Annotated in this window: 14 protein-coding genes and 1 pseudogene; 7 read left to right on the top strand and 8 right to left on the bottom strand. The window is 44.5% G+C overall.

The window, feature by feature from the left end; genetic code table 11:
• From J3492_RS09980 to pilG, 5 genes and pseudogenes are all read right to left on the bottom strand, one after another.
• On the bottom strand, window positions 1-6,960 hold the full coding sequence (locus J3492_RS09980; RefSeq protein ID WP_207991905.1) for an Hpt domain-containing protein: 6,960 nt from the start codon (window positions 6,958-6,960) through the stop codon (window positions 1-3).
• A gap of 92 nt (window positions 6,961-7,052) precedes the next feature.
• Window positions 7,053-8,090 (bottom strand): annotated as a pseudogene (locus J3492_RS09985) (methyl-accepting chemotaxis protein); the annotation flags it as partial.
• Window positions 8,091-8,580: 490 nt separating this feature from the next.
• Window positions 8,581-9,108 (bottom strand): chemotaxis protein CheW, encoded by a 528-nt coding sequence (locus J3492_RS09990; RefSeq protein ID WP_207991907.1) that lies wholly within the window; start codon window positions 9,106-9,108, stop codon window positions 8,581-8,583.
• 3 nt (window positions 9,109-9,111) lie between these two features.
• Complete coding sequence (locus tag J3492_RS09995; RefSeq protein ID WP_207991908.1) at window positions 9,112-9,474, bottom strand: response regulator; 363 nt, start codon at window positions 9,472-9,474, stop codon at window positions 9,112-9,114.
• Window positions 9,475-9,686: 212 nt separating this feature from the next.
• Entirely contained in the window at window positions 9,687-10,064 is a 378-nt protein-coding gene (pilG, locus tag J3492_RS10000; RefSeq protein ID WP_207991909.1) for a twitching motility response regulator PilG, read from the bottom strand.
• 354 nt (window positions 10,065-10,418) lie between these two features.
• Between pilG and J3492_RS10005 the strand changes: the two genes are divergently transcribed.
• The 6 genes from J3492_RS10005 (at window position 10,419) to J3492_RS10030 (ending at window position 17,878) form a co-directional block, all read left to right on the top strand.
• Entirely contained in the window at window positions 10,419-11,675 is a 1,257-nt protein-coding gene (locus tag J3492_RS10005; RefSeq protein WP_207991910.1) for an efflux RND transporter periplasmic adaptor subunit, read from the top strand.
• Between the two features lie 307 nt (window positions 11,676-11,982).
• Window positions 11,983-12,705 carry a response regulator transcription factor gene (locus J3492_RS10010; protein WP_207991911.1) on the top strand — a complete coding sequence of 241 codons (723 nt, stop codon included), beginning with the start codon at window positions 11,983-11,985 and terminating at the stop codon, window positions 12,703-12,705.
• A 134-nt stretch (window positions 12,706-12,839) separates the two neighbouring features.
• Complete coding sequence (locus J3492_RS10015; RefSeq protein WP_207991912.1) at window positions 12,840-14,900, top strand: HAMP domain-containing sensor histidine kinase; 2,061 nt, start codon at window positions 12,840-12,842, stop codon at window positions 14,898-14,900.
• 318 nt (window positions 14,901-15,218) lie between these two features.
• Window positions 15,219-15,989, top strand: a complete 771-nt coding sequence (locus J3492_RS10020; RefSeq protein ID WP_207991913.1) for a methionine ABC transporter ATP-binding protein — start codon at window positions 15,219-15,221, stop codon at window positions 15,987-15,989.
• A 19-nt stretch (window positions 15,990-16,008) separates the two neighbouring features.
• The gene (locus tag J3492_RS10025) at window positions 16,009-16,695 is read left to right on the top strand and encodes a methionine ABC transporter permease (protein ID WP_424108398.1); all 687 of its coding nucleotides are present in this window, start codon (window positions 16,009-16,011) and stop codon (window positions 16,693-16,695) included.
• Between the two features lie 214 nt (window positions 16,696-16,909).
• A complete protein-coding gene (locus J3492_RS10030) occupies window positions 16,910-17,878 on the top strand; it encodes a MetQ/NlpA family ABC transporter substrate-binding protein (RefSeq protein ID WP_207991914.1) in 969 nt (322 codons plus the stop codon).
• Between the two features lie 182 nt (window positions 17,879-18,060).
• Here J3492_RS10030 and J3492_RS10035 read toward each other — a convergent pair whose 3' ends face one another.
• Together J3492_RS10035 and J3492_RS10040 are read right to left on the bottom strand one after the other, a co-directional pair.
• Window positions 18,061-19,317, bottom strand: a complete 1,257-nt coding sequence (locus J3492_RS10035) for an amidohydrolase family protein (protein ID WP_207991915.1) — start codon at window positions 19,315-19,317, stop codon at window positions 18,061-18,063.
• Window positions 19,318-19,358: 41 nt separating this feature from the next.
• Window positions 19,359-20,582, bottom strand: a complete 1,224-nt coding sequence (locus tag J3492_RS10040) for an MFS transporter (RefSeq protein ID WP_341534118.1) — start codon at window positions 20,580-20,582, stop codon at window positions 19,359-19,361.
• Between the two features lie 509 nt (window positions 20,583-21,091).
• Between J3492_RS10040 and J3492_RS10045 the strand changes: the two genes are divergently transcribed.
• Window positions 21,092-21,940 carry an aldo/keto reductase gene (locus J3492_RS10045; RefSeq protein WP_207991917.1) on the top strand — a complete coding sequence of 283 codons (849 nt, stop codon included), beginning with the start codon at window positions 21,092-21,094 and terminating at the stop codon, window positions 21,938-21,940.
• A 171-nt stretch (window positions 21,941-22,111) separates the two neighbouring features.
• Here the strand turns inward: J3492_RS10045 and ccmE are convergent, their stop codons facing one another.
• On the bottom strand, window positions 22,112-22,612 hold the full coding sequence (gene ccmE, locus J3492_RS10050; RefSeq protein ID WP_207991918.1) for a cytochrome c maturation protein CcmE: 501 nt from the start codon (window positions 22,610-22,612) through the stop codon (window positions 22,112-22,114).
• Window positions 22,613-22,656 lie beyond the last annotated feature (44 nt).

Consider the following 22,656-nt stretch of genomic DNA (forward strand, 5'->3'; position numbering starts at 1 on the left):
TTATCCATTTTGACTTAAGCTAATGCTATATCCTAATTGCGCTTCAATTTTATCCAACAACTCGTTTTCTTGGAATGGCTTACCCATATAGTCATTGACGCCGAGCTTAAAGGCACGCTCTTGATGTTTTTCACCAGTACGTGAAGTGATCATGATAATAGGTATATCACGCAAACGCTTATTGTGACGCACCTGCGTCGTCACTTCAAAACCATCCATACGCGGCATCTCGATATCTAGCAGGATAAGATCTGGCGTCATCTCTTGTAGTATCTCGATAGCATCGATACCGTCTTTGGCAACAGCAACATTGATCCCTTGACGCTCTAGTAAGCGTGAAGTAACTTTGCGCACGGTGACTGAGTCATCAACAACCAATATTCTAGTTTGTGACGACTTATCCTCTCTCTTAACTTTGATGTCTTTCTTGACATCCTTGACAACTGGAGCGTTACGCATCAGAGCCATCGGATCCAAAATAGGCAGTACAGAACCGTCACCCATAATGGTAGCCGCTGAAATACCTGCAAGGTTTGCAAGCTGGCGACCTAGAGGCTTTACCACCACTTCGATACGTGATCCTGCGATCTGATCGACCTGAAGCGCGGTTTTTTGACCAGTACGATTTTTGATCACAATCACCGGCAAGCTGGTATTGGTACTGACCATTAACTCATTGAGTTTATTGCCAGATAAAATCTCATTGAGATAGCGAATACGATAATCTTCGCCTTCAATTCTTAAACTGCTCACGCCAGACTCGTAATAGTCATAAAGGCTTTCAGGATTGACACGAATGACCCGCTCAATCTGTACCAGAGGTATGGCGTAATAACGATCTGCAGCACGTACCACTAAGGCATCTGATATGGCGACAGTCAACGGCATACGAATCGTAAAGCGAGAGCCTTTGCCTTCCTCAGAGCTGACCGATACCGAGCCACCCAATTGACGAATCTCACTTATCACTACGTTCATTCCAACGCCGCGCCCTGAGATTTGTGTGACTCTTTTATTGGTCGTTAGACCCGCATTAAAGATATACTGCATAATATCTAGGTCGCTAAGACTGTCATCGTCAGCGGCAATCAAGCCTTGTTCAATGGCTTTATTTTTTACCGCTTCGACATTAATGCCATGACCATCATCGGATAAATGAATGACAATCTCACTGCCTTCCCGTATGACGTCTAAATTGATTTGACCGCTACGGGCTTTCCCGGCTCTTAAGCGTGCTTGAGTGTTTTCGATGCCATGGTCGATGGCGTTACGTAACATGTGCTCAAGAGGTGAAGTGATGCGCTCAAGAATGGTTCTATCAATCTCATCATCGGCATTTACAATGTTTAGCTCTACTGACTTATTAAGCTCATGAGCGGTTTGTCTGACAATACGCTCAAGGCGTGGTACTACTCGGGTAAACGGTACCATACGTGAGTTCATAAGCCCGTCTTGTAGCTCAGCTTGAGTACGTGAAAGCTGTAATAACAGACTTTCGTTATCACGTGTTTTTTCGAGCAAGGTTCCTTTAATATCAATCAAGTCAGAAGCGGACTCTGTCAAAGATTTTGACAGTTGGTTCAAGGATGAGTATTGGTCCATTTCTAGTGGATCAAACCCTTCTTCGTTCATTAATGACCTATCATCAATCTGCGATAGGATTTGCTCTTCAAGCTCGGTTTCCATTCGACGTAACTGGTCGGCCAGACGTTGAACTGTAGTCCCCATCTCTTCGATGCTGTTGGTCAGGCTACTCATTCCCATATCGATACGAGCACGGTTGATTGCTGACTCACCTGATAGGTTAATCATATGTTCAACCAGGCTGCCTGATATACGAACGACCTCATTATAATTGTCGCTTTTTTCCTGCGTCTCAAAGCTGCCAGTCATGGGGGGCATGTCATTAATATCAACTGTCACCCGCCCTCTTTGCTGCTGCTTAGCAGCTGAAATCATACTGCGCTGCTCTTGCAAAGACTCTCTAGGGACATGCTGCAAATTATCAGGGTTCTTACTAAACTGCTTTAATGCCGCAATCAAAGCTGTCGGTAGCGGCGGGTTTACTTTTTGCTTGAGAATATAAACCGCATCAGCTAACCAGTCATGACAAGCCATAAGCAGCTGCGAGACCATCTTTGTCGCTGGGCGACGGCGAATCGCCAACTCTTCGTATACGGTTTCCATCTCATGAGCCAGATCAGCGATACCGTTAGCAGTCACCATACGTGCACCACCTTTGATGGTGTGCAAATCTCTTTGCAATGCTTGTAAAGCAGCCACATCACTAATATTACTCAAAAACAGCTGCAGGTATTTGTTGCTGCTTTCAATAATCTCATCAGCTTCTTCTAAAAACACCTCTAAAATATCAGCATCAGGCAGCTCGCCTGCCCAAGACTCCGCAATGATGTCAGCCAGACTGTCTGTTTTGACAGCATGGTCAGTATCTGCAGTGTCAGCTTCAGCCAAGTCCTCATCACTGTCTTTATACAAGGCAGGTAAAATAAGGGTTATGGCTGTTGGCAGCTCATTAGCTCGCTGAAAGCCTTGTAACTGCTCAATAAGCTCGTTGGCAAAAAACGACTCTTGATAGCGCTCTACATAGTCAATTTGCAAGGACAGCGTGTCGTGCAATATCTGCATGATCGTGAGCCACTGAGGCGTCGGCTGCAATTCCTGCTCGTCAAATGCTTCGTAAATATTCTCTGCCATATGCGTCAAGTCACCGATACTGCGGATCCCTGCCATTTGTGCACCACCTTTAATGGTATGCATATGACGCTGTAGAGTTTTTAAGGTAGTATGATTACTGAGGTCAGTTCGCCACTTATTGAACGTCTGAGCCACAACACCGTCTAGTTCCTGTGTTTCTTCTAAGAATATCTCTAACAGCTCAATATCGGTATTGATTGCTTCAGTCTGTAGCGTCTCTGCTTGAGTACTATCTACACTTGGCTCAACGACCTCGACATCGACATCAATATTTTCTGGCATAGCAGCAGCTAAACTCTCATCACTATCGGTGATGGCTTTTAAGTCTATGAGCACTTGCTGATCTACTTTTAAGGACATACCTGCTGCAATGGCATCGAATAAGCTGATCAATTGCTGATGACCGGCGAGCAGCGCTTGCTGTAACTGTACGCCTTCGGCAATATCAGGATAGGCTCTAATCTGCTTATAGGCTGCATGCAAAGCATTTAGCACCGAAGTAAACTTTGGTGAGTCAGTAGTCTGCTCTATTAGTTGTTCGATTTGGTAGATTTGTTGTTCAGCATAGTCTTGTACCGCAGTCGTGCTTTCACTAGCCAGTTTATCTTGCAGCTGCCATTCAGCATCAAGCAAACCATCAACATCAGCCTCTAAAAGATTAGCAACCACTAACTCATTGTTTACAGCGGTTTCGGTCTCATCAGGCTCGCCAAGCATCACTTGTAAAGAAACCAAGTCATCTTGGTTTTGAAGTGTGGCAACTGGTACGTCCTGCTGATTGACATCCTGCGTATAATTATTCAGATAGTTTTCAATCAATAACACTGATTGACACAGCGCCTGTAAATGCTGAGCACTCATAAGGATATCTTGTTGCTGCAGCTGCATTAAGCTTTGTTCTATTGTGGCGCTGATCTGACTGACAGCAGACAATGCACTCGAGCCAGAAGACGAGCGCAAGGTATGAAATGCTCGCACTATCTCATCTGCAACTTCAACCTCACTGTCTTCACGATGGGCATTGACAAAGTCTTTGACATCTTGCAGCAGCTCTTGCGCCTCTTCGATAAATATGGCGCAAAACGCTTGCTCTTCACTGCTTTGAGGGGTAGTTATTGCTGAAGCATCAGCCATCATCTCATTGACAGAATGAATAGACGCTAAAGCAGGATCAGGGCTAACACTTTCATTGACAGGACTGTCCACAATATCAGAGCAATACCTAGTGCTATCTGTCTTTGCATTATCAGCACTGAGATTAGTGTCGCTCTTCGCAGGCACACGCTTACGTAAGGCAGCATAGCTAAACTCATCACCATATTGCTTACTATAAGCACCAGCACAGGCAATCCACAACGATACTATCTCGGGATAGTCAGCGTCCTGACTGCTACTACTGCGGGCAAAAATGTCTACTAAGTTAGGATAAGCCAGCAAAACGTCATCTATCAGCTGAATAACACCTGCAGACACGTCGATACTATGCTCTAAAATACGATTGAGCATATTTTCTATGGCCCAAGCCAACTCACCTGTATAGTGTGCGCCAACCATACGGCCAGAGCCTTTGAGTGTATGAAAGCCGCGTCGTACTTCTTTTAGTTTGGTTAGATCAGCAGTATCATCACACCAGCGGTTATAAAGAGGTATGATTTCAGCCAACACCTCTTCTGCTTCTTCAATAAATATCTCTTTGATATCGGCATCTATATCATGGTCATCGGCAGGTGACTGCAAAGCCTCTTGCATGAACGGCTCAAGCACAGCAGGTATAGCAGAATCGGTCGGAGCGAGGCTTGACTGCGCTGTAGCCTCATTTATCACATGACCATGAGTAGCATCAGACTGACTGGCTGACGTCAGAGGGGCTTCTGTTGAATGGCTGGACTGATTTGCATCAGACTCAGCGAGCACTGGCTGCTCTGTATTTTGGTCTAATGCTTGGCCAGTTGCAAGATTGTTGATTTGTAGAATAATAGTAGCAGGGTCTGTATGAGGCGCTTGTTTTGCTAAAAAACTGGCGACCATGGTGGGCAGTTGCGCTGTTGTCTCTACGACCCGCCCTACCATCTCGTCAGTTATCGCCAACGACATATCTAAGGCTTTGTTAAGCAGGCTTTCTAGAGCCCATGCTATCTCACTGATACTGTAAGCCCCTGCCTGACGGCCTGCTCCTTTTAGAGAATGAAAGCCACGGCGCACTTCTATTAATGGCGTCAGATCCTGCGCATCTTGTTGCCAAATAGAGACAAAATCATCAAGATCTTCGATAATCTCCGCAGCCTCTTCAGCAAAAATATCTCGGATATCCTCACTCACTTCAAAATCATCGGACTGTATCGAGGTATATGACGGATGTAATGCCTTGCTATCAGCGTCAATCATCGGCAACACATCAGACGTCGTCTCAGCTTCAGCTGTCTGGTTTTTATCAGCTGCCTCTAGGACTGCTTTACCGTCAAGATCATCTAGGGTGCTATCCAAGGTTGAGTCATTAGGTGCTATCTCTCCTGTGTCATCGTAACGCACCTCATTAGAAGCTGTAGTTACGGCAAACTGATAGGTATCCGTCACCGTATCAGGTGCTGTGATTAGCACATCCAAAAGCTCGCCTGCCTTTTCTAGTTGTGCGTCTATCTTTGCCAACAACTGCTGATCAAGGACCTGATGTCCCAAATAACTGAGCAATAGCTCAAAGGAGGCGATTCCTTGCACTAATACTTCAACGAGCTCTTTGCTAAGGCGCTCTACTTTATGCTCGGCCATCTGTGCAAATAAATCTGCCATCTGATTATTTATTTGTCGTATTAAAGGCAGTTCTAGATTATCTAGTACCTCACCGATTTCTACAAAAGCCTCTGAGATAGCTAATAAATAAGTCTGCTTATGCGGCTGCTGTAAGTATTGCTTAAAGTTGTTTTTGACGTCTTCTAGAGCAAGGCGCAGATGGCGCAGCGTACTAGCAAACGTCATCTCAAAAGAGACAGACTTTGCATCGATAGAGTTATCACCAGATACAGTGGCTTCGGATGAAGGTGCTGTCGTCTCGTCGATATTGGTTTGGATAAGCTGCTCAGTGTTATAAATAGAGCTATATGACTCTTGCAACTGACGCTCAATTTGCCACTGCATTTGTGCAAACGCGTCTTCAGAGCTTAGACTGCTGTCAATATCAGACAAGATCTGATCTATATGTGATTCGTACTGTACCCAGCCTCGTTGTCCTAGCTGCCTTTTAATATCTTGCAATGGTCTGGTGAGTGCTTGCGGCTCTTCGAGATCAAAGATCACAGATTCAAGATCAGCCAAGATGCGAGGTAAAAAACGCATCGTACTGTCATGTTTTGATAATGAGTGGCTGATTAAGCTTTGTGTTGACAGATTAAGGCTCTTTAGCAGGTTGAGCTGAATAAAGATATCGGCAATCAGGCCTTCAATATCTTCTTGCTGTATATCGCTGTTTGTCTGACCGTCTGTAGCCAAAGCTTGTCGATGGCGCTTTACAATGACTTGCTCTAAACGTGACAGCAGATGAGCATAGCTTGCTGGTATCGGCGAGTCATTATCCAGCATATTTTGCAACCAAAGCGCTGTCAGATACCATAGACGTTGCTGATTCTGACTTGTACTGGTCTGCCATAAGTAATGGCTGGCCTTTTCTAGGCTGGCTAACGTTTCAACTTGATTACGATTGGTGGCGAGCAGTTGTTGCGTCTGTTGGCGCCATGCCAGTAATAGCTGCTGATACTGCTCAGGCTGCATAGGTAGCAAGACGGTATCCTTAGATACGTCTATGTTTATACTTTCTTGAGCATGTTGGCTTTGGTAAGCACTGACCAGCAACGCTGGGTCATTATTGTTTGACCCGTCTTGTGGTTTTAGATCTTGAGCAAGCTGCTGGATAACTCGATGCAGTAGTACCTCATGACAAGCGCCTGTTTGCACCGTATATGTCAGCTCATATCGCAGCAATTGATGCGCAAACTGTACCAGACGGTACCCTATACCAGTATCAACCTCCGTACCGACTACTTTAACAGACCAGCGTAGCTGAGAGGCTAAGGCTGCTAATAAAGGCAGGTTTATCATGGTTAAGGTGTTGCTGATCTGATGATAAGACTGTGCCATAAGATCAAAGTCAGGATGAGCATCTGCTTGCCAACCATCAGATACAATTGATAACTGCTGATCGAGTAATGGTAGCAACCACTCTCGCCTTACCATTTCATTAGGCTGGTTATTCATAAGGTTATCCTGACTCATTTATACACTTGATTTATGCATTTGTGCTTACCATAGCAACAACCGCTGTATCACATCACTATCTAATCATGGCTTTAGTAAATCTCAGCAACAGCTTCTAAATGCTCTTCTTCATCTGAGAGCTTAAAGCCTGTTACTGATTCTTGTAGAGCTGCTGCCATCTCATTTAACTCGCCAATAGAGCGTGCTGTTGCCATAGTACCTGATGAGGTTTGTGAGGTGATGTCCTGAATGATGTTCATGGTATTGGAGATACTACCGGCAGACTTGGCCTGCTGCTGTGCGGCATCTGAGATATTTTGAATCAAGTCTGCTAGAGTGTTCGATACACTTTGGACTTCTTCTAGCGCTTCACCAGCATCCTTTGCTAAGCGCGCCCCGCGTACTACTTCAGAAGTGGTCGACTCCATAGACATGACCGCTTCACTGGTATCTGCCTGAATGGTTTTAACCAAGGTTTCAATCTGTTTGGTGGCGTTGGCTGAACGTTCTGCCAGACGCTGAACCTCATCGGCAACGACTGCAAAACCACGCCCTGCCTCACCAGCCATAGAGGCCTGAATGGCAGCGTTCAAGGCCAATACGTTGGTCTGATCAGCAATATCATTAATCAAGCTAACAATATCACCAATCTCTTGTGATGACTCACCTAAGCGTTTGATTCGTTTTGACGTTTCTTGAATCTGATCACGAATGACGTTCATGCCCTCGATTGAGCGCTGTACTACCTCTGCTCCATTATGCGCAATCACAACTGATCTTTGGGCAACAGCCGCTGATTCAGTTGCGTTATCCGATACTTGGTCAATAGATATGGCCATCTGATTAATTGCGCTAGATACGCCGTCAATCTCCTGAGCTTGGTGCTCAGACGCTTCAGCCAGCTCGACAGCGTTCATCTGAGTCTGCTGAGATGATTGCGAGACACGATCAGCAGTACTGTTGATGACCAATACCAGTTGGCGCAATTGGTCAATAGCGAAGTTGACTGAGTCAGCGATTGCACCCGTAAAGTCTTCTGAGACGGTAGCGTTAACGGTCAAGTCACCTTCAGCCAAGTCACCAAGCTCATCAAGTAGGCGCAAAATCGCCATCTGGTTACGCTCGTTTTCTTCTTGGATTTGGCGGGCACGCTCAGACTCAGTTTCTGACTCTTGACGCCGACGTAAGGTTTCTTTTTCAATCAGTATACGCTCAGCACCACCACGGTTTTTAAATAACTGCGTTAGGACCAGTAGCATTCCAAGTAAGCCGATCAAAAATAAAATAGCTGGCCATACTATGCTACCACTGGTTAAGAGTTCACGCTCAACATCACTTAAGTAATGGCTTACCGTTGCGAGCGAGTTGATTAACCAAGCTAAAAAAACAACACTCACTAAGGCAAAAAGCCCTAATAAAATCTTCCACTTCCTATTGGAGTCCTCAACACCTAGCGTACTTGTACTCACACTAGCTGTAGGGCTTTTTGTAACATCACTCATTGTGTTCATTCCTTCCAAACAGTCGTTTAAGTCGTATCATGACTAGCTTTGCATCACCTGACTCAAAACAAGCAATTAGCTATATTTATTGTTGGTAGTAACTATTTAGCACTGCACCTTATATCGCTGCATCAATATATCGCCCATCTTTAGCCAACAGGCTTGGCATAAAGACAAACCACTCTTGCTGATCTTTTACAAACTTGCCATGATTATAAGGGGCGAATGGTGAGTCGCTATCGATGGCTTCAGCACGATACTGACCATGTGTAAACTGCTCAATACCGAGCACTTTATCTACGACTAGACCAGAAAACACAGTACTATTATCAATCACCAAAACCTTACGCAGGCTTTTTTTCTGACGACTTGGTACATTCAAAAACTGCGGCAAGTCCGTTAAAGGCAATAAGCGTCCACGTATATTAGCAATACCTAGTAGCCATGGCTCTACCATAGGGATATGGGTATATTCAGGTATGCTTAACACCTCAAAAACCTCTCCCATCGGTGCCACTAAGCGTTGGTCGCCAACCTCAAACACCACACCTCGCCAGTCATAGTCTTTACCACTTTGAAGACCACGGCTACGGGCTTTGGCTAGATCGGCCAAACGTAAAAGCTCAATAAATCCTTTAGAGGCCACAGGTTACTCCGTTACCGATTGGATAACATGCATCAGCTCAGATTCGTTAACTGGCTTGGTAAGATATTCTTTTGCCCCTTGGCGTTTACCCCACACTCGATCAGTTTCTTGATTTTTGGTGCTAATCATAATCACTGGGATATGGGCGGTGGTTTTACCACGGGTGATCTTACGGGTCGCTTGGAAACCGTTCATTTCTGGCATGACCACATCCATTAAAATGACGTCGGGTAAGTGCTCTTCTGCCATCTTGCAGCCGTGCTCACCGTTAGCCGCTTCTAATACCTGAAAGTCGTTTCTGGCAAGCATGTCACGGAATTTCGCCATCTCTGATGGTGAGTCGTCAATGACTAGTACAGTCTTCATGGTGTTTCCTTTATATTTTGACATCCACTAGGATATTTTTTGTTGTTGCAGACAGTAACTGTTAAATACAGTGGCTGTTACTAAAGGCAAATGATTGCTTTTTTACGATTTATATATAATCAGTGCGCAACAGTACTATCGTTGTCACTATTCATCTGTGTCAGTGCTTAGTGCTAAATAACATCAACCAAAGTGACAAAAATTGGCAATGACTAGCGATACTGCTCAATTGCGTCAAACAGCTCATTTTTACTAAAAGGTTTGGTTAAATATTCGTCAGAACCGACAATACGGCCACGAGCCTTATCAAACAGTCCATCTTTTGAAGACAACATAATGACGGGCTTTTCGGCATAATCAGGATTGTTTTTGATCAAAGCGCAAGTCTGATAGCCATCAAGGCGTGGCATCATAATGTCAACGAAGATAATATCTGGATTGTTATCAACGATTTTTGCTAATGCATCAAAACCATCAATAGCGGTAACGACTTCACAGCCCACTTTTTGTAATAAAGTCTCAGCAGTACGGCGAATGGTCTTTGAGTCATCAATCACCATAACCTTCAACCCTTCAAAGTTATTTTCCATTATCATTGTCCTATGAACGCCTAATTAATCTTAAGATAGCCATGATGACCATCTCAGCTCTTTATTTCAAATATTGTAGGGAAGTGTTTTTATAACCCAACTCTTTATCTAACCACAAACTTTAATGAAAGCGTATGTCAATCCTAGCCTGCAGCTTAACCAAACAAAACTCATTATAATGACTGCATGCATTATTCATGCCAATTAAGTCTGTGTTAAAAACTGTCATAAGCACTATTTATCAGCACCCCACTTTACTGGTTATTAAGTATTAGCGTAAGATAATGTTCATAGTTATCGAACCTTATGGCTATTGTCTATATAATAAAATAACGTTTATAGTGGTGGTCGATGATGAAAAAACTAAAACCTTCTACATGGTTTAAATACAGCGCTGTTGTCATGACAGTGTTGTCTATAAGTGCTTGTCAGCCACCTTCCTCTACTGATACCCAATTACCCCCTGAAGAGAGCGATCAGGCAAGCTCACCCCTATCTATCAGTGCTGACACGGTGAGTATGACATCAGACTATATACTCAGTACAAAACCGTCTCGCTATCAGCCCAGTCTTGGATTACAAGGTACCATCACCCCTGACAAGCAGTCACGCTTTGTTACTACTCGTAATGTCATAGTCCAAAAAGTTCTGGTTAAAAAAGGCCAGTGGGTAGAAAAAGGCGCACCTTTGGTTATCTTAAAACAACAAAGCAGTGCAAATACAGCAGCGCCTTTAGAGGTTAATGATGATAATTCTGAGCGGCTATCGGTGCGCCAAACAAATGAAGCTGCATCTAAACAAGTCAATGACGATAAAGAAGACAGCGCAAGCGATACTAATACGACAAACACTGAAGGCAGACGAAACGAGACAACCACTAACGCCTCAAAGGATAACAATGACATTGAAAATAGCTCGCTGATCAAGACATCGGCTGAATCTAGTGACACGGATGCGATTGTCGATCATACTGAGCCCACTGTCGATGGTGAGCCTCCCATTGTGGTCTATGCCAGCTTTTCAGGACGTATAGACGCCCTGTATGTCGACGCTCTGCAACAGGTGGCTGCTGGCAAGCCATTATTACTATTAAGCAATGATGACAACTTACGCTTTATCGCCACTGTACCTAGTCGAGCAGAGTCTCAGCTGTCAGTAGGTCAGACCGTCAACTTCTTAACGAAAGAGCTGGCAAAGACTTTTACCGGACAAATCAGCAAACTCAGCAAAGATGCGCAATCAGATGATCTAAAAGTCTACGTCAGTGTGGTAAAAAACGAGGCCAGCCGCAGTAACCTAAAGCCTGGTATGCCCGTGACAGGCCGCGTTGATTATGGTCAAATCGCTGTCGGCAATATCGTCCCTAAACAGGCGCTTCATGATGTGGACCTCTCCTCTCTGCAGAGCCCACCTTATCAACCATTGACACCGCTAACCGCTCATGTCTGGATCATAGAACAAAACCAACGCCTAACTCGGCAATCCGTTGAGGTCATTGAATATGATCCCAGCACTGGCAAGTATCTTATTGCTGGCATCAGCAATGACAGTTTGATTTGTTTGGCTGACTTGCCGATTGACGCTGTTGGCAAAAAAGTAGTGGTTTCTTAATAAAGCCATTAAATTGTGGCAATCGCACTATCAAGCTACTGTCGGTCGGTAGACTGAATTGATCATTGGCTAGACCAGTTATCCACGGACCCTAATGCCTATATTAAAAGATGGGCATTAAAAGATGGATATTGAGAGATGGGTCGAAACATGGATTGTTACATTCTGTAGAAACATTAACAAAGGCTGTCTTGTTTGGTAACGTCAATATTAGGCAAAATAGACATATTGACCCTATAATTAATTAACCCTATAACTGTAAATCATATTAATAACAATCACTATAACCATGACTAGAGGACATTTTATGAGTAAGCAAATCCTATTGATTGAAGACGACCCTGACTTAGCAGAGCTTATCAGCGACTATTTGACCATGAACTACTATGACGTGCATCATGCCGGGCTTGGACAAGAAGGCCTTGATATTTTGGATGCCAAAGAACGTGATATCGACTTGGTCGTCTTAGACTTGATGCTACCTGATATGGATGGTATGCAAGTCTGTCAAAAGATTCGTGGTAATAAGAGCAATATGACCAATAAAGTGCCCATCATTATGCTGACAGCTAAAGGAGATACTACTGATCGGGTCTTAGGATTAGAGATGGGTGCTGACGATTACATCGCCAAGCCATTTGAGCCTCGTGAGCTTTTGGCTCGTATTCGGGCCGTGATTCGCCGCCATGAACAACCAAATCAAGCTGACAGCCAGTCTGATAGCTTGACATTTGGGCGTCTCAGCGTGTTCCCTGACAGCCATGAAGTGACCATTGATGAGCAACCTGTGCGCTTGACCACTCACCAGTTCCAATTGCTGCATTATTTCGCTACCCATGCAGGTAAAGTACTCAACCGTGAGCAGCTATGGCAGGCCATGCCAAATGATGACAGCTCTGATAATATCGATCGAGCCATTGATGTACATATCTCACGTCTGCGGGCACTGATCGAAGATAACCCTCGTCAACCGAAACGTATCATCACAGTACGCGGCGTTGGCTATCAGTTTGCCACTGATCAAGTCTGATTGCGTCAAACAACGCTTGCTTAGCCGCTAAGATATTTATAAGATTCCAAGTGCTTTATACTATAAAGTACTGTCTTTATTAACGACGGCCAGCTCGTCGTCGACTTTGAGTATCTACCATTAGAGATCAATGCATGCAACAACTGGGTTTTCGCTCTGTTTTCGCTAAGTTATTTGCCAGTGTCATGCTGGCACTTATCTTATTTGCCATAGCGATGGTGCTATTGACGCAGTTGGTTCATGACAAAGACGCAGGCATTCGCTCCGAGGTGGTTGCCACGCAAATATTAGGGCAAATAGATCCTTTTTTACAAGAGCTAAACGTTGCTGTTAGTAAAGACAATCGACTACAAGCACGCTTTATGCTCGCTGTGGTCAAAAAGAGCTTTGATATTTTTGATGAGTCATTACAGGCTAAGATGGGCTTGTATGATAATACTGGACACTTGCTCATGCAGACAGACAATAGTGATCTACCACTAGAGCTGCCTGATACGCCCTCGTTACTGACTCGTGTTTTTCCTTCTTTTTCAGACACACCAGCTACCCAGCAAGCGCAAGTATATAGCAGCACAGGGTACACTTTGTTGTATGAGTCGCGCTTAACTCCCAAGAAACCTGCCTTATCTGCCGCTTTAAATTTATTTACTGGCACACTGCTGCTGCTGCTGATTATGGCAGGCGTTTTATGGTTAATCGCCCGCACCATGACTTGGCGTATCAATCAGATGAGTCAGCAGATGGCTCAATTGGGTGATGGTGATTTTACGGTGCGTGTCAACAGCCGTGGTAATGATGAAATCGCTTCGCTGGCACGGGGGTTTAACCAAGCAGCACAAAAGATCGAACACCTTGTCAATGCCAATAGTCTACTACTGGCTCACGCCTCACATGAGCTACGTACCCCCATCACTCGCATTCGATTACAGATTGAGATGATGGATATGCTGGCAAGGAGTATGCCCAATGATATTAAAGAAAAGTTTGATAAACGGGCACAAGCTATTAATCGTGACCTCTCTGGCTTAAATGATTTGGTAGAGAGCATCTTGTTGGTCAGTCGCTTGGATGCTGGTCATGCTATGCAGCAAATTGAGCGGGTAGACTTTTATGACCTGATCAATCAAGAGCGTCAACATTACTCTGAAGCCACCTTGATTGGTGAGCATATTGTGATTGATGGTCAACCAGCCATGCTGACTCACTTGATTCGCAATTTACTAAATAACGCCATGCTGCATGGGGTGCCACCCGTGACTGTCTTGCTTTATGGCGTACAGGATAGAGCGGATGCAGACACCATACCTGACTATCTACTGCAATCAATAGTAGACAGCAGTTTTGCAGACTATAACTGCTTAACTGATGCCGATGAAGACACGCTGCTTGATACAAGCTTGGCATTGCTGAATGATGACTCTGATACTGCTGATAACGTAACCAAGTCAAAGTCTGACCCGCTGGCTTTAGGTGAGCACTTAGACGCTCAAGACGCTTTATCAGCGCCCGTCATCTACCGAAATGGCGAGACGCTGACGCCCCCGAGTGATGACGAGAAAGGCCCCGATCAGCTTGCCAGCCCAAAGACAGTAGACTCCGCCTCTGGCGCTACCTTTGACACCAGCACTCGCAATGATGAGGGTGACGCTGATACTACCGCAGCTGTAAAAGAACCCCGCTTTTCTGCTGCATCACACGGTGTGCCGACGGAGGTCATGGCGCTTGATAAAGCCATATTTAGCCCTGCCCCTGATGATACAAGTATCAGCCTTCTCACTAACACTACAACCGTCCAAAGCGTCCAAAATAACGCCAAGGCGGATGGTGCAGATAAGCCCGACGGTCTCAACGATAACGACGCAAACAACGAGCCTCGTAAAGAAAGCTTGTTTTTAAAGCATTTAAAGAAAACCAAGCCTGAACCAGCACGCCCATTACCAAAGTATGCTGTGCTCGCTGTGATAGATGAAGGTGCAGGTATACCAGAGGATAAACGTGAGGAGATCTTCAGTCCCTTTGTACGCTTACAGCAAAAAAACAAAGGGTCTGGCCTTGGTCTATCTTTGGTCTCACAAATCGTTAGTGCCCATCAAGGCCACATTATTAATGATACGATTAATGGTCATACTCGGTTTTTGGTCATCCTACCCGTCAAGCATGATCCACATTATCACTCGCCAGACGAGCATGATTAACTACTTATCACTCGCAAATATCATCAACTATAGGTCTCACTTCGACCTATAGTCTGTCTTATGGCAATATTGTCATAAGTGGGTCACGGATGTGCATATCCAAACCCCTGTATAATGTGCTATATTATCGCCCCTTATTACATAGTTAATGATAGCAAACCTCAATATTGACGCTGTCACCTTAAGGTTTAGCTATCAGCAGTCCCATCTAACTCATACCAACCCAAAATCAGTGCTGCGCCTAGTAGACCAAGCGAGTTTGTTACTGCCAACCATAGTTTTGGGTTCAGTATAAATCTATTAAATTTCGAGCATTCCATGAGTGACATGATCGTCCTAAATGATGTGACCAAACGCTTTTTGAGCGACCGATCTATAAAAGATAAAAACGGTAAGCCTCATTGGTTTACAGCTGTTGAGCCGACATCAATATCTGTAAAGCAAGGTGAAATTTTCGGCCTCATGGGCTATTCAGGTGCGGGGAAATCTACCCTACTGCGTCTGATTAATCTACTTGAGCGTCCAGATAGTGGCCAAGTCATCATCGATGGCGTGGATTTGACCAGCTTGTCAGCCAGTGAGTTACGTGTCGCTCGCCATAATATCGGTATGATTTTTCAGCAGTTCAACTTGATGTCTAACCGCACCGTCTTTGACAATGTGGCATTTAATTTGACTGTGGCCGGCTACCCTAGTCGTGATATTCATAAGCGGGTGATGGAATGCCTTGAGATCGTTGATTTGACAGATCGTGCCAGTCATTATCCAGCACAGCTATCAGGTGGGCAAAAGCAGCGAGTCGGCATAGCTCGAGCAATCGCTCCAAGTCCAAAAGTATTGTTGGCTGACGAGCCGACCAGTGCTCTTGACCCAGCGACCACCCGCAGTCTGCTCACCTGCCTGCGTGATATCAATGAGCAGCTTGGTGTGACCATAGTGATTGTTACCCATGAGATGAGCGTCATACGTAGGCTGTGTGATCGAGCAGCACTGTTACATCAGGGTCAACTATTAGAGGTCGCTGATGTTCGAGACGGTCTGATTCAGGCCACCACCCCGATTGGCCAAGGCTTAATCGTCGAGGACTAACAAGTCAGGAGAAATAGATATGTTGACTGGTGCTGAATTATCCGCCTCAATCGATAAGCTGATCGCACTGCGTAAAGAGATTTGGCAAGCTTCGGTAGATACCTTTGTCATGCTCGGTATTTCCACCACTGCCGCTGTCACTATTGGCGGTCTCTTTGGCGTGTTCTTATTTTTGTCCAGTGATCGGCAGTTTTTACAAAACAAAGGGCTATACGCCATTTTGGGCGGTATTACCAACTTTATGCGCGCCTTCCCGTTTGTCATTCTGATGATTGCCATGAGCCCTTTTACCAAGGCGATTGTCGGTACCGGAATTGGCCCAATCGCTGCATCACTGGTATTGGCGATTGCCGGTTCGTTTTATTTTGCACGTTTGGTTGAACAAAACCTACGAGAAGTGCCACGTGGTATTATAGAGGCTACTGAATCTATGGGGGCTAAGCCTTTTACGATTATCAAGGTATTGCTCAACGAAGCACGTTCAGGTTTGGTATTGTCAGTGACCATCCTTTGTATTAGCCTGCTTTCTTATTCAGCAGCTGCCGGTATGATTGGTGGTGGTGGCCTTGGTGACTTGGCCATTCGCTACGGTTATTATCGCTATCAAACCGAAGTCATGGTATTTATCGTTATCATGCTGTCTATCATGGTTATCTCGATTCAGGCCTTTGGTAACTGGTTGGCAAGTCGTCTAGACAAACGTTAATTGACTGGCACTAAATATGAATATTTTTCAAGGTTTAATGCTTTTTATTCATAACTAAACTGCTTGATTTTGTCACAAAAACCATATAACTTTGTATCATTCACGCAATTTTCTATGCAGCAACATTACTCTATTTAATGTTGCTTTTTTAACGCCTGTGCTTAGGGTTCGTTAAATGCATAATTTTTACTACTTTCATTTGTAAGGGAACGCTATGAAATTAACAGATATCAGCCGTCAGTTGGCAACCGCTTTTGCCGCTGTGGGTGTATCAAGCTTGGTTTTGGTTGGCTGTAATAACTCATCTGCACCAGAAGCCACTAAAGAGCCGGTTACTGAAGGCGCAACCTCCGAGACAGCTGCTAATGATATCGATCCTGAGCATAGCAAAATCGTCATCGGCACCACAGAAGGCGACTTTGCAGATATGGTGCGCAACCAAGTAAAAGGCTCTCTAGAAGCTCAAGGCTATGAAGTTGAGCTGGTGACCTTTACAGATTATGTACGTCCTAACTTGGCGTTGGCTGATGGTGATTTAGACATCAATATCTTTCAGCATAAGCCGTACTTAGATACGTTTAAGACAGAAAACGATCTTGATTTGGTCGAAGTATTCCAAGTACCCACGGCCCCGCTTGGTATCTATACGGGCAAAAAAACCACACTTGATGAAGCCTACAAAGGTATGAGCGTATCAGCGCCAAACGACCCCAGTAACTTCGCTCGTGCCTTGGTGATGATGGATGATTTGGGTTGGCTGACGCTAAAAGAGGATATCGACCCATTAACCGCATCAAAAACAGATATCGCTGACAATAGCAAGTATGACATCAAAATCGTTGAGCTAGAAGCAGCACAGCTACCCCGTGCCCGTGATGAAGTTGATTTTGCTGTAATCAATGGCAACTATGCAACCGATGCTGGCATTGAGCTCACTGATGCGCTGTTTCAAGAGCCAAGCTTTGCTTATGTCAACTGGTCAGCGATTAAAGCGGCAGATAATGGTAAAAAATGGGTAGAAGATGTTACAGAAGCCTATAACTCTGACGACTTCAAAAAGTACGCTCATGAGACTTTCCCAGGTTATAAATATCCAAAAATCTGGAATACTGCTGGTCAAGCAGATACAGTAACAGCGACGGATGGCACTGCCAGCGCTGAGGCGACGGTCGCTGCTGAATAATCAGCTCGGTTTTCTCTCAGCGATTCAGCAATAAAAAACGCCCGTTACCGACTGGTATAGGGCGTTTTTTTACGGGTTTTATTTATTAGGGCATGCCATCATTTAGATGATGAGGCTTAAAGTATGTATATGTGCCAATGGGTGACACACCCTAAGGCCTATTCAACAGGCCTTATATTCATTTATTTTGTTTTTCTAAATACATCCAATTCAATCTCATAGCTTGGCTCAGGCTTTTTAAACAGATGCTGACCATTACGGATAGAGGCCAGTACATCTGCACGTTGGCGCACTGCCTCAAACGGAGTATCAGCGTCCAGTACCAAGAAATTTGCTGCACGTCCTACCTCAATACCATAATCGTCTGCAATATTGAGCGTTTTAGCGCCATTAAAGGTAATGAGGTCGAGACAGACATCCAGCTGCGGTAGCGACATGGTTTGTGCCAGATGAATACCATTGTCGAGAATATTCATCAAATTACCATTACCTGCTGGGTACCAAGGATCATTGATAGAGTCTTGACCGAAACTGACGTTGATACCACTTTCCCAAAACTCTTTTACTCGTGTCAGACCACGGCGTTTAGGATAGGTGTCTTGACGACCTTGTAGATAGGCGTTTTCGGTGGGTAGTGCGATAAAGTTCATGCCCGACTGCTCAAACAAGCCCATCATGCGAAACGCATAAGCATCATCTGCTGAACCAAACGAGCAAGTATGACTCGCTGCTGTGCGCTCGCCGATGCCTTCGATCATTACTAAAGCATTCAACAGCTGCACATGGCGACTCATCGGATCATCAGTTTCATCACAGTGGACGTCGATAAGCTTGTCATACTTCATCGCCAGCTCAACCGTTTTGCGTACCGAGTCTTGACCAAACTCATATGCCCACTCAAAGTGTGGAATGCCGCCCACACAGTCTGCACCCATTTTTAGCGCCTCTTCCATCAGCTCATCAGCACCTTTATAGGCATACATACCTTCTTGTGGAAAAGCGACAATCTGAATGGTGACATTGTCTTTGAGCGCTTCACGCAGCTCCAGCATAGCTTTGAGTCCCGTTAGATCAGGATCACAAACGTCAATGTGCGTACGGATATACTGTACGCCTTTGGACACCTCTTCTTGGATACCTTTTAACATTCGCTGCTTGGCATCTTCGAAGGTTTGGTTTTTTTTGACATCATGCCAGCGAGCGATACCTTCAAACAGCGTACCCGAGGCGTTTTTGGCATCATCACCACCGCCAGTATAGACATAGTCAAGATGTAAATGTGAGTCAACATAAGGCGGTACGATCAAGCGACCTTTGAGATCAATCTCTTCATCAGCGGCTGGCAAGTTATGACCTATCTGCTCGATGATCCCATTTTTGACCAAGATTTCACTGGCATCACTATTGCGATAGATATTGGCATTGGTAAATTTAATCATTATAAACTCCTGTTTTTATAAGGCTTATTTAGCAAAATCTGTTATGCGGTAGGGGCATCTAGAGTCTTTTTGGATATAAAAGTAATGATGACGGCAGGAATAAAACATAGGATAGACAGATAGACAATGCCAAGCACGCCTGTCTCTGGCATATGTACCAAAATCAATCCAGCAATCCAAGTAGCAATCATGATTGAGAAATTAAAGACACTGGACTGGACTGAGGTCGCCACTGCCTTGGCTTCATCGACTTGATGGCTGACAGCCGTTTGAAACATCGTCACTAACGGACCAAACGCAAGACCCCATAATAAAAAGGCAATATGCGCCACACCATTAGTCCCTCTAAAGAACACAAACAGTCCCATCGCTATCAGACCACACGCCAGCATACTGACGATAAGACCGCGCAAATGAGTGTCAATAACCCGAGCTGATAGAATGACTGAGATAACTGACCCGATACCAAAAATCAGCAGCGCCAAACTGATACCACCGACGAACTCTAGTGTTTCAACCAATAGCGTAATATAAGTATAAGTGCTGTAATGCGCCACGACCGCCAAAAACGTCAAGGCCAACACAATCCAAACCCCAGGTATCTTAAGGACTGCTATGGGTGAATTGCTTTGGGTCAGTTTTTCGCCCTCGACAGAAGGTAAAAACTTTATTGCCAACAAAGCAATTGCAGCCCCTAATAACCCAAGAACGATAAATGACATACGCCAACCCACCTGCGTACCGATAAACGTCATCACCGGCAAACCAAGACTGACGCCAAACGTATTGCCTGCCATGATGATAGTAATGGCTCTACCATGCATGTTTTCAGGTACGAGTGCCGTACCATAAGCGGCAATCATCGGCCACATAATACCGGCACAGATACCGCCAAGAATACGCATAGCGACGATAAGATAATACGATGAGGTCATACCGACGACGATGTTAGAGACAGCAAAGCCAGTCAACAAAGCCAATAATAGAATTTTTCGATTGATCCATAACGTCATACTGATTAAGGGAATCGCAAAAATCGCCGACGCTAAGGCATAAATACCGACTAAAAACCCCACTTGGGTCTGTTCAACACCAAGACCAGCTGTCATCTGCGGCAAGATTCCTGATGGCATCAGCTCGGATAAAATACCAACGAAAGTCACACTGGCCATAAGTCCAAAGATGAACCATGAGATGGGGCTTTGTCCAGTACCGTTGCCTGACAGACTGTTGGTTGCCTGATTACTATTTGAAAGACTAGACACATCCTCTCCTAAAAATGAAAAGGTAATCATTTTTTTAAGTTTTGAGATCTATGTAAGGGGGTTTTAATTGAGCGCTTTTTTAACTCGGAGCGCTTTTAACTTAGCAGTTATTTAATATTGTTTGTCTTGAACCTAGCTAGCTATTATGGATAGAGGGTGTGAGATACACCTTTTATGACGGATCAGCTATGGCTTAGCCTTTAATACTACCTCAGTATATCCATGATATTAGTAAGGAATTGTGTGTTGAAGTAAATATTTGTTTGATGGCAAGTTATTTGATCGTTATTTGCAGCATAAAAAGACAAGCAAACTGTCAAAACAGTCTTTAGCAAAAAAATAGCCACTGACGTTACAGCCTGTGTATGCTTTGTAGAAAACCGTCACTAACCATTTCTCTTAATACTGATTTTTTTTATAGTGATTAAGTGACCTAGAGCAATAAGCGCTCTCTAAAATCAAAACACTCTATAGCCAATGCACTTTAAAAATGACATAAGGATAATAATATGCACGCCAAAAACTATAATATCCGCACCGCAGGACTTGCCAATATCCCGGTATTAGGCCTGGGCACATGGCAATCAAAAGGACAAGACTGTATCGATATCGTCAGTCAAGCGCTACAAATGGGTTATGAACATATTGATACGGCACAAGCTTACGACAATGAAAAGGAGGTTGGACAAGGTATCAAGCAATCAGGTGTCTCACGTGATAAGTTCTTTTTGACCACTAAGATTTTCCCTGATGATATGAAGTTTGAACCAGAGAAACTACAAGCAGCCGCCAAGCGTTCATTAGAAAACCTAGACACTGACTATGTTGATCTATTACTACTGCACTGGCCAGATGACCGTGTGCCATTATCTGAGACCATGCCGGCATTATGTGACCTACAAAAACAAGGATTAACCCGTCATATCGGTGTTTCTAACTTTAATATCGCCAATCTTATGGAAGCCAAAAAACACGCTGACGTGCCGATCGTGGTCAACCAAGTTGAGTTTCACCCCTTTATTAAACAAAATACCTTACAGACGTTTTTGCATAATCATCATATTTTGTTAGAGGCGTATTCACCACTGGCACGTGGTGATGTGTTTGATAACGAAACCATCAAAGAAATCGCTGATAAGCATGGCGTAACGCCTGCACAGGTATCACTGGCTTGGATATTGTCAGACAAAGAGCGCCTTGCTATTCCAAAGACTTCTAACCCTGATCACTTGCAGGGCAATTTAGACGCTATAAATATTGAGCTGAGTGCCGAGGAGTTAGAAAAGATTGGCAGCTTGGCTCGTAGTGATGGTCGCAAGATTGAGCATCCTGACTACACGCCAGTATGGGACGATTAGGGTCTGTGGCGCATTAAACAATGGTACCGACGGTAATAAACATTTCTAAATGCCGTCATTACTGCTCAGAATAAACCACAAAAGCCACTGATTATCAGTGGCTTTTTGCTACTTAGTAATGAGGTGCTTTACTTTATTGGTAAGCGTATTAGGCTGTTCGATAGCTTATGATTATTGCTGTAACGTTTGCGTCTCACGTATCGGTTCAGCAGGATTATACTGCTCTGATGCGGGGATAGCACCGCTACGATTGTGCTCTTTTAGCGACTTGGCAACCTCTGGTGGCATATAGTTTTCATCGTGTTTGGCCAGTACCTCACCTGCGACAAAGGTCTCACCTTGCATCTTACCTGTCGCTACCACACCTGAGTTTTCAGCGAACAAGTCAGGCAAAATTCCTTGATAAGTCACAGGTACTGTCGAAGCAAAATCAGTGATCGCAAATTCAACACTTAAAGGGTCGCTAGGCGAGCGCTGTACGCTGCCTGCTACTACCATGCCGCCAGCACGAATGCGTTTGTCTTGCGGTGCTTCACCTTGAGCAATGGCTGTAGCGTCAAAATAATAATCGGTCTGCTGCCCAATAGCATAAATAACCAACACCACGGCTATCGCAGCGCCTGCAAGCGTAAACATAACCCACATTAGTTTTTTGCGACGAACTGCATTCATGTCACCACCTCATTCACGAGTGATTAATAGACCAATAAAAGATG

It is taken from the genome of Psychrobacter coccoides (genome assembly GCF_017498085.1).
GTDB lineage: Bacteria > Pseudomonadota > Gammaproteobacteria > Pseudomonadales > Moraxellaceae > Psychrobacter > Psychrobacter coccoides.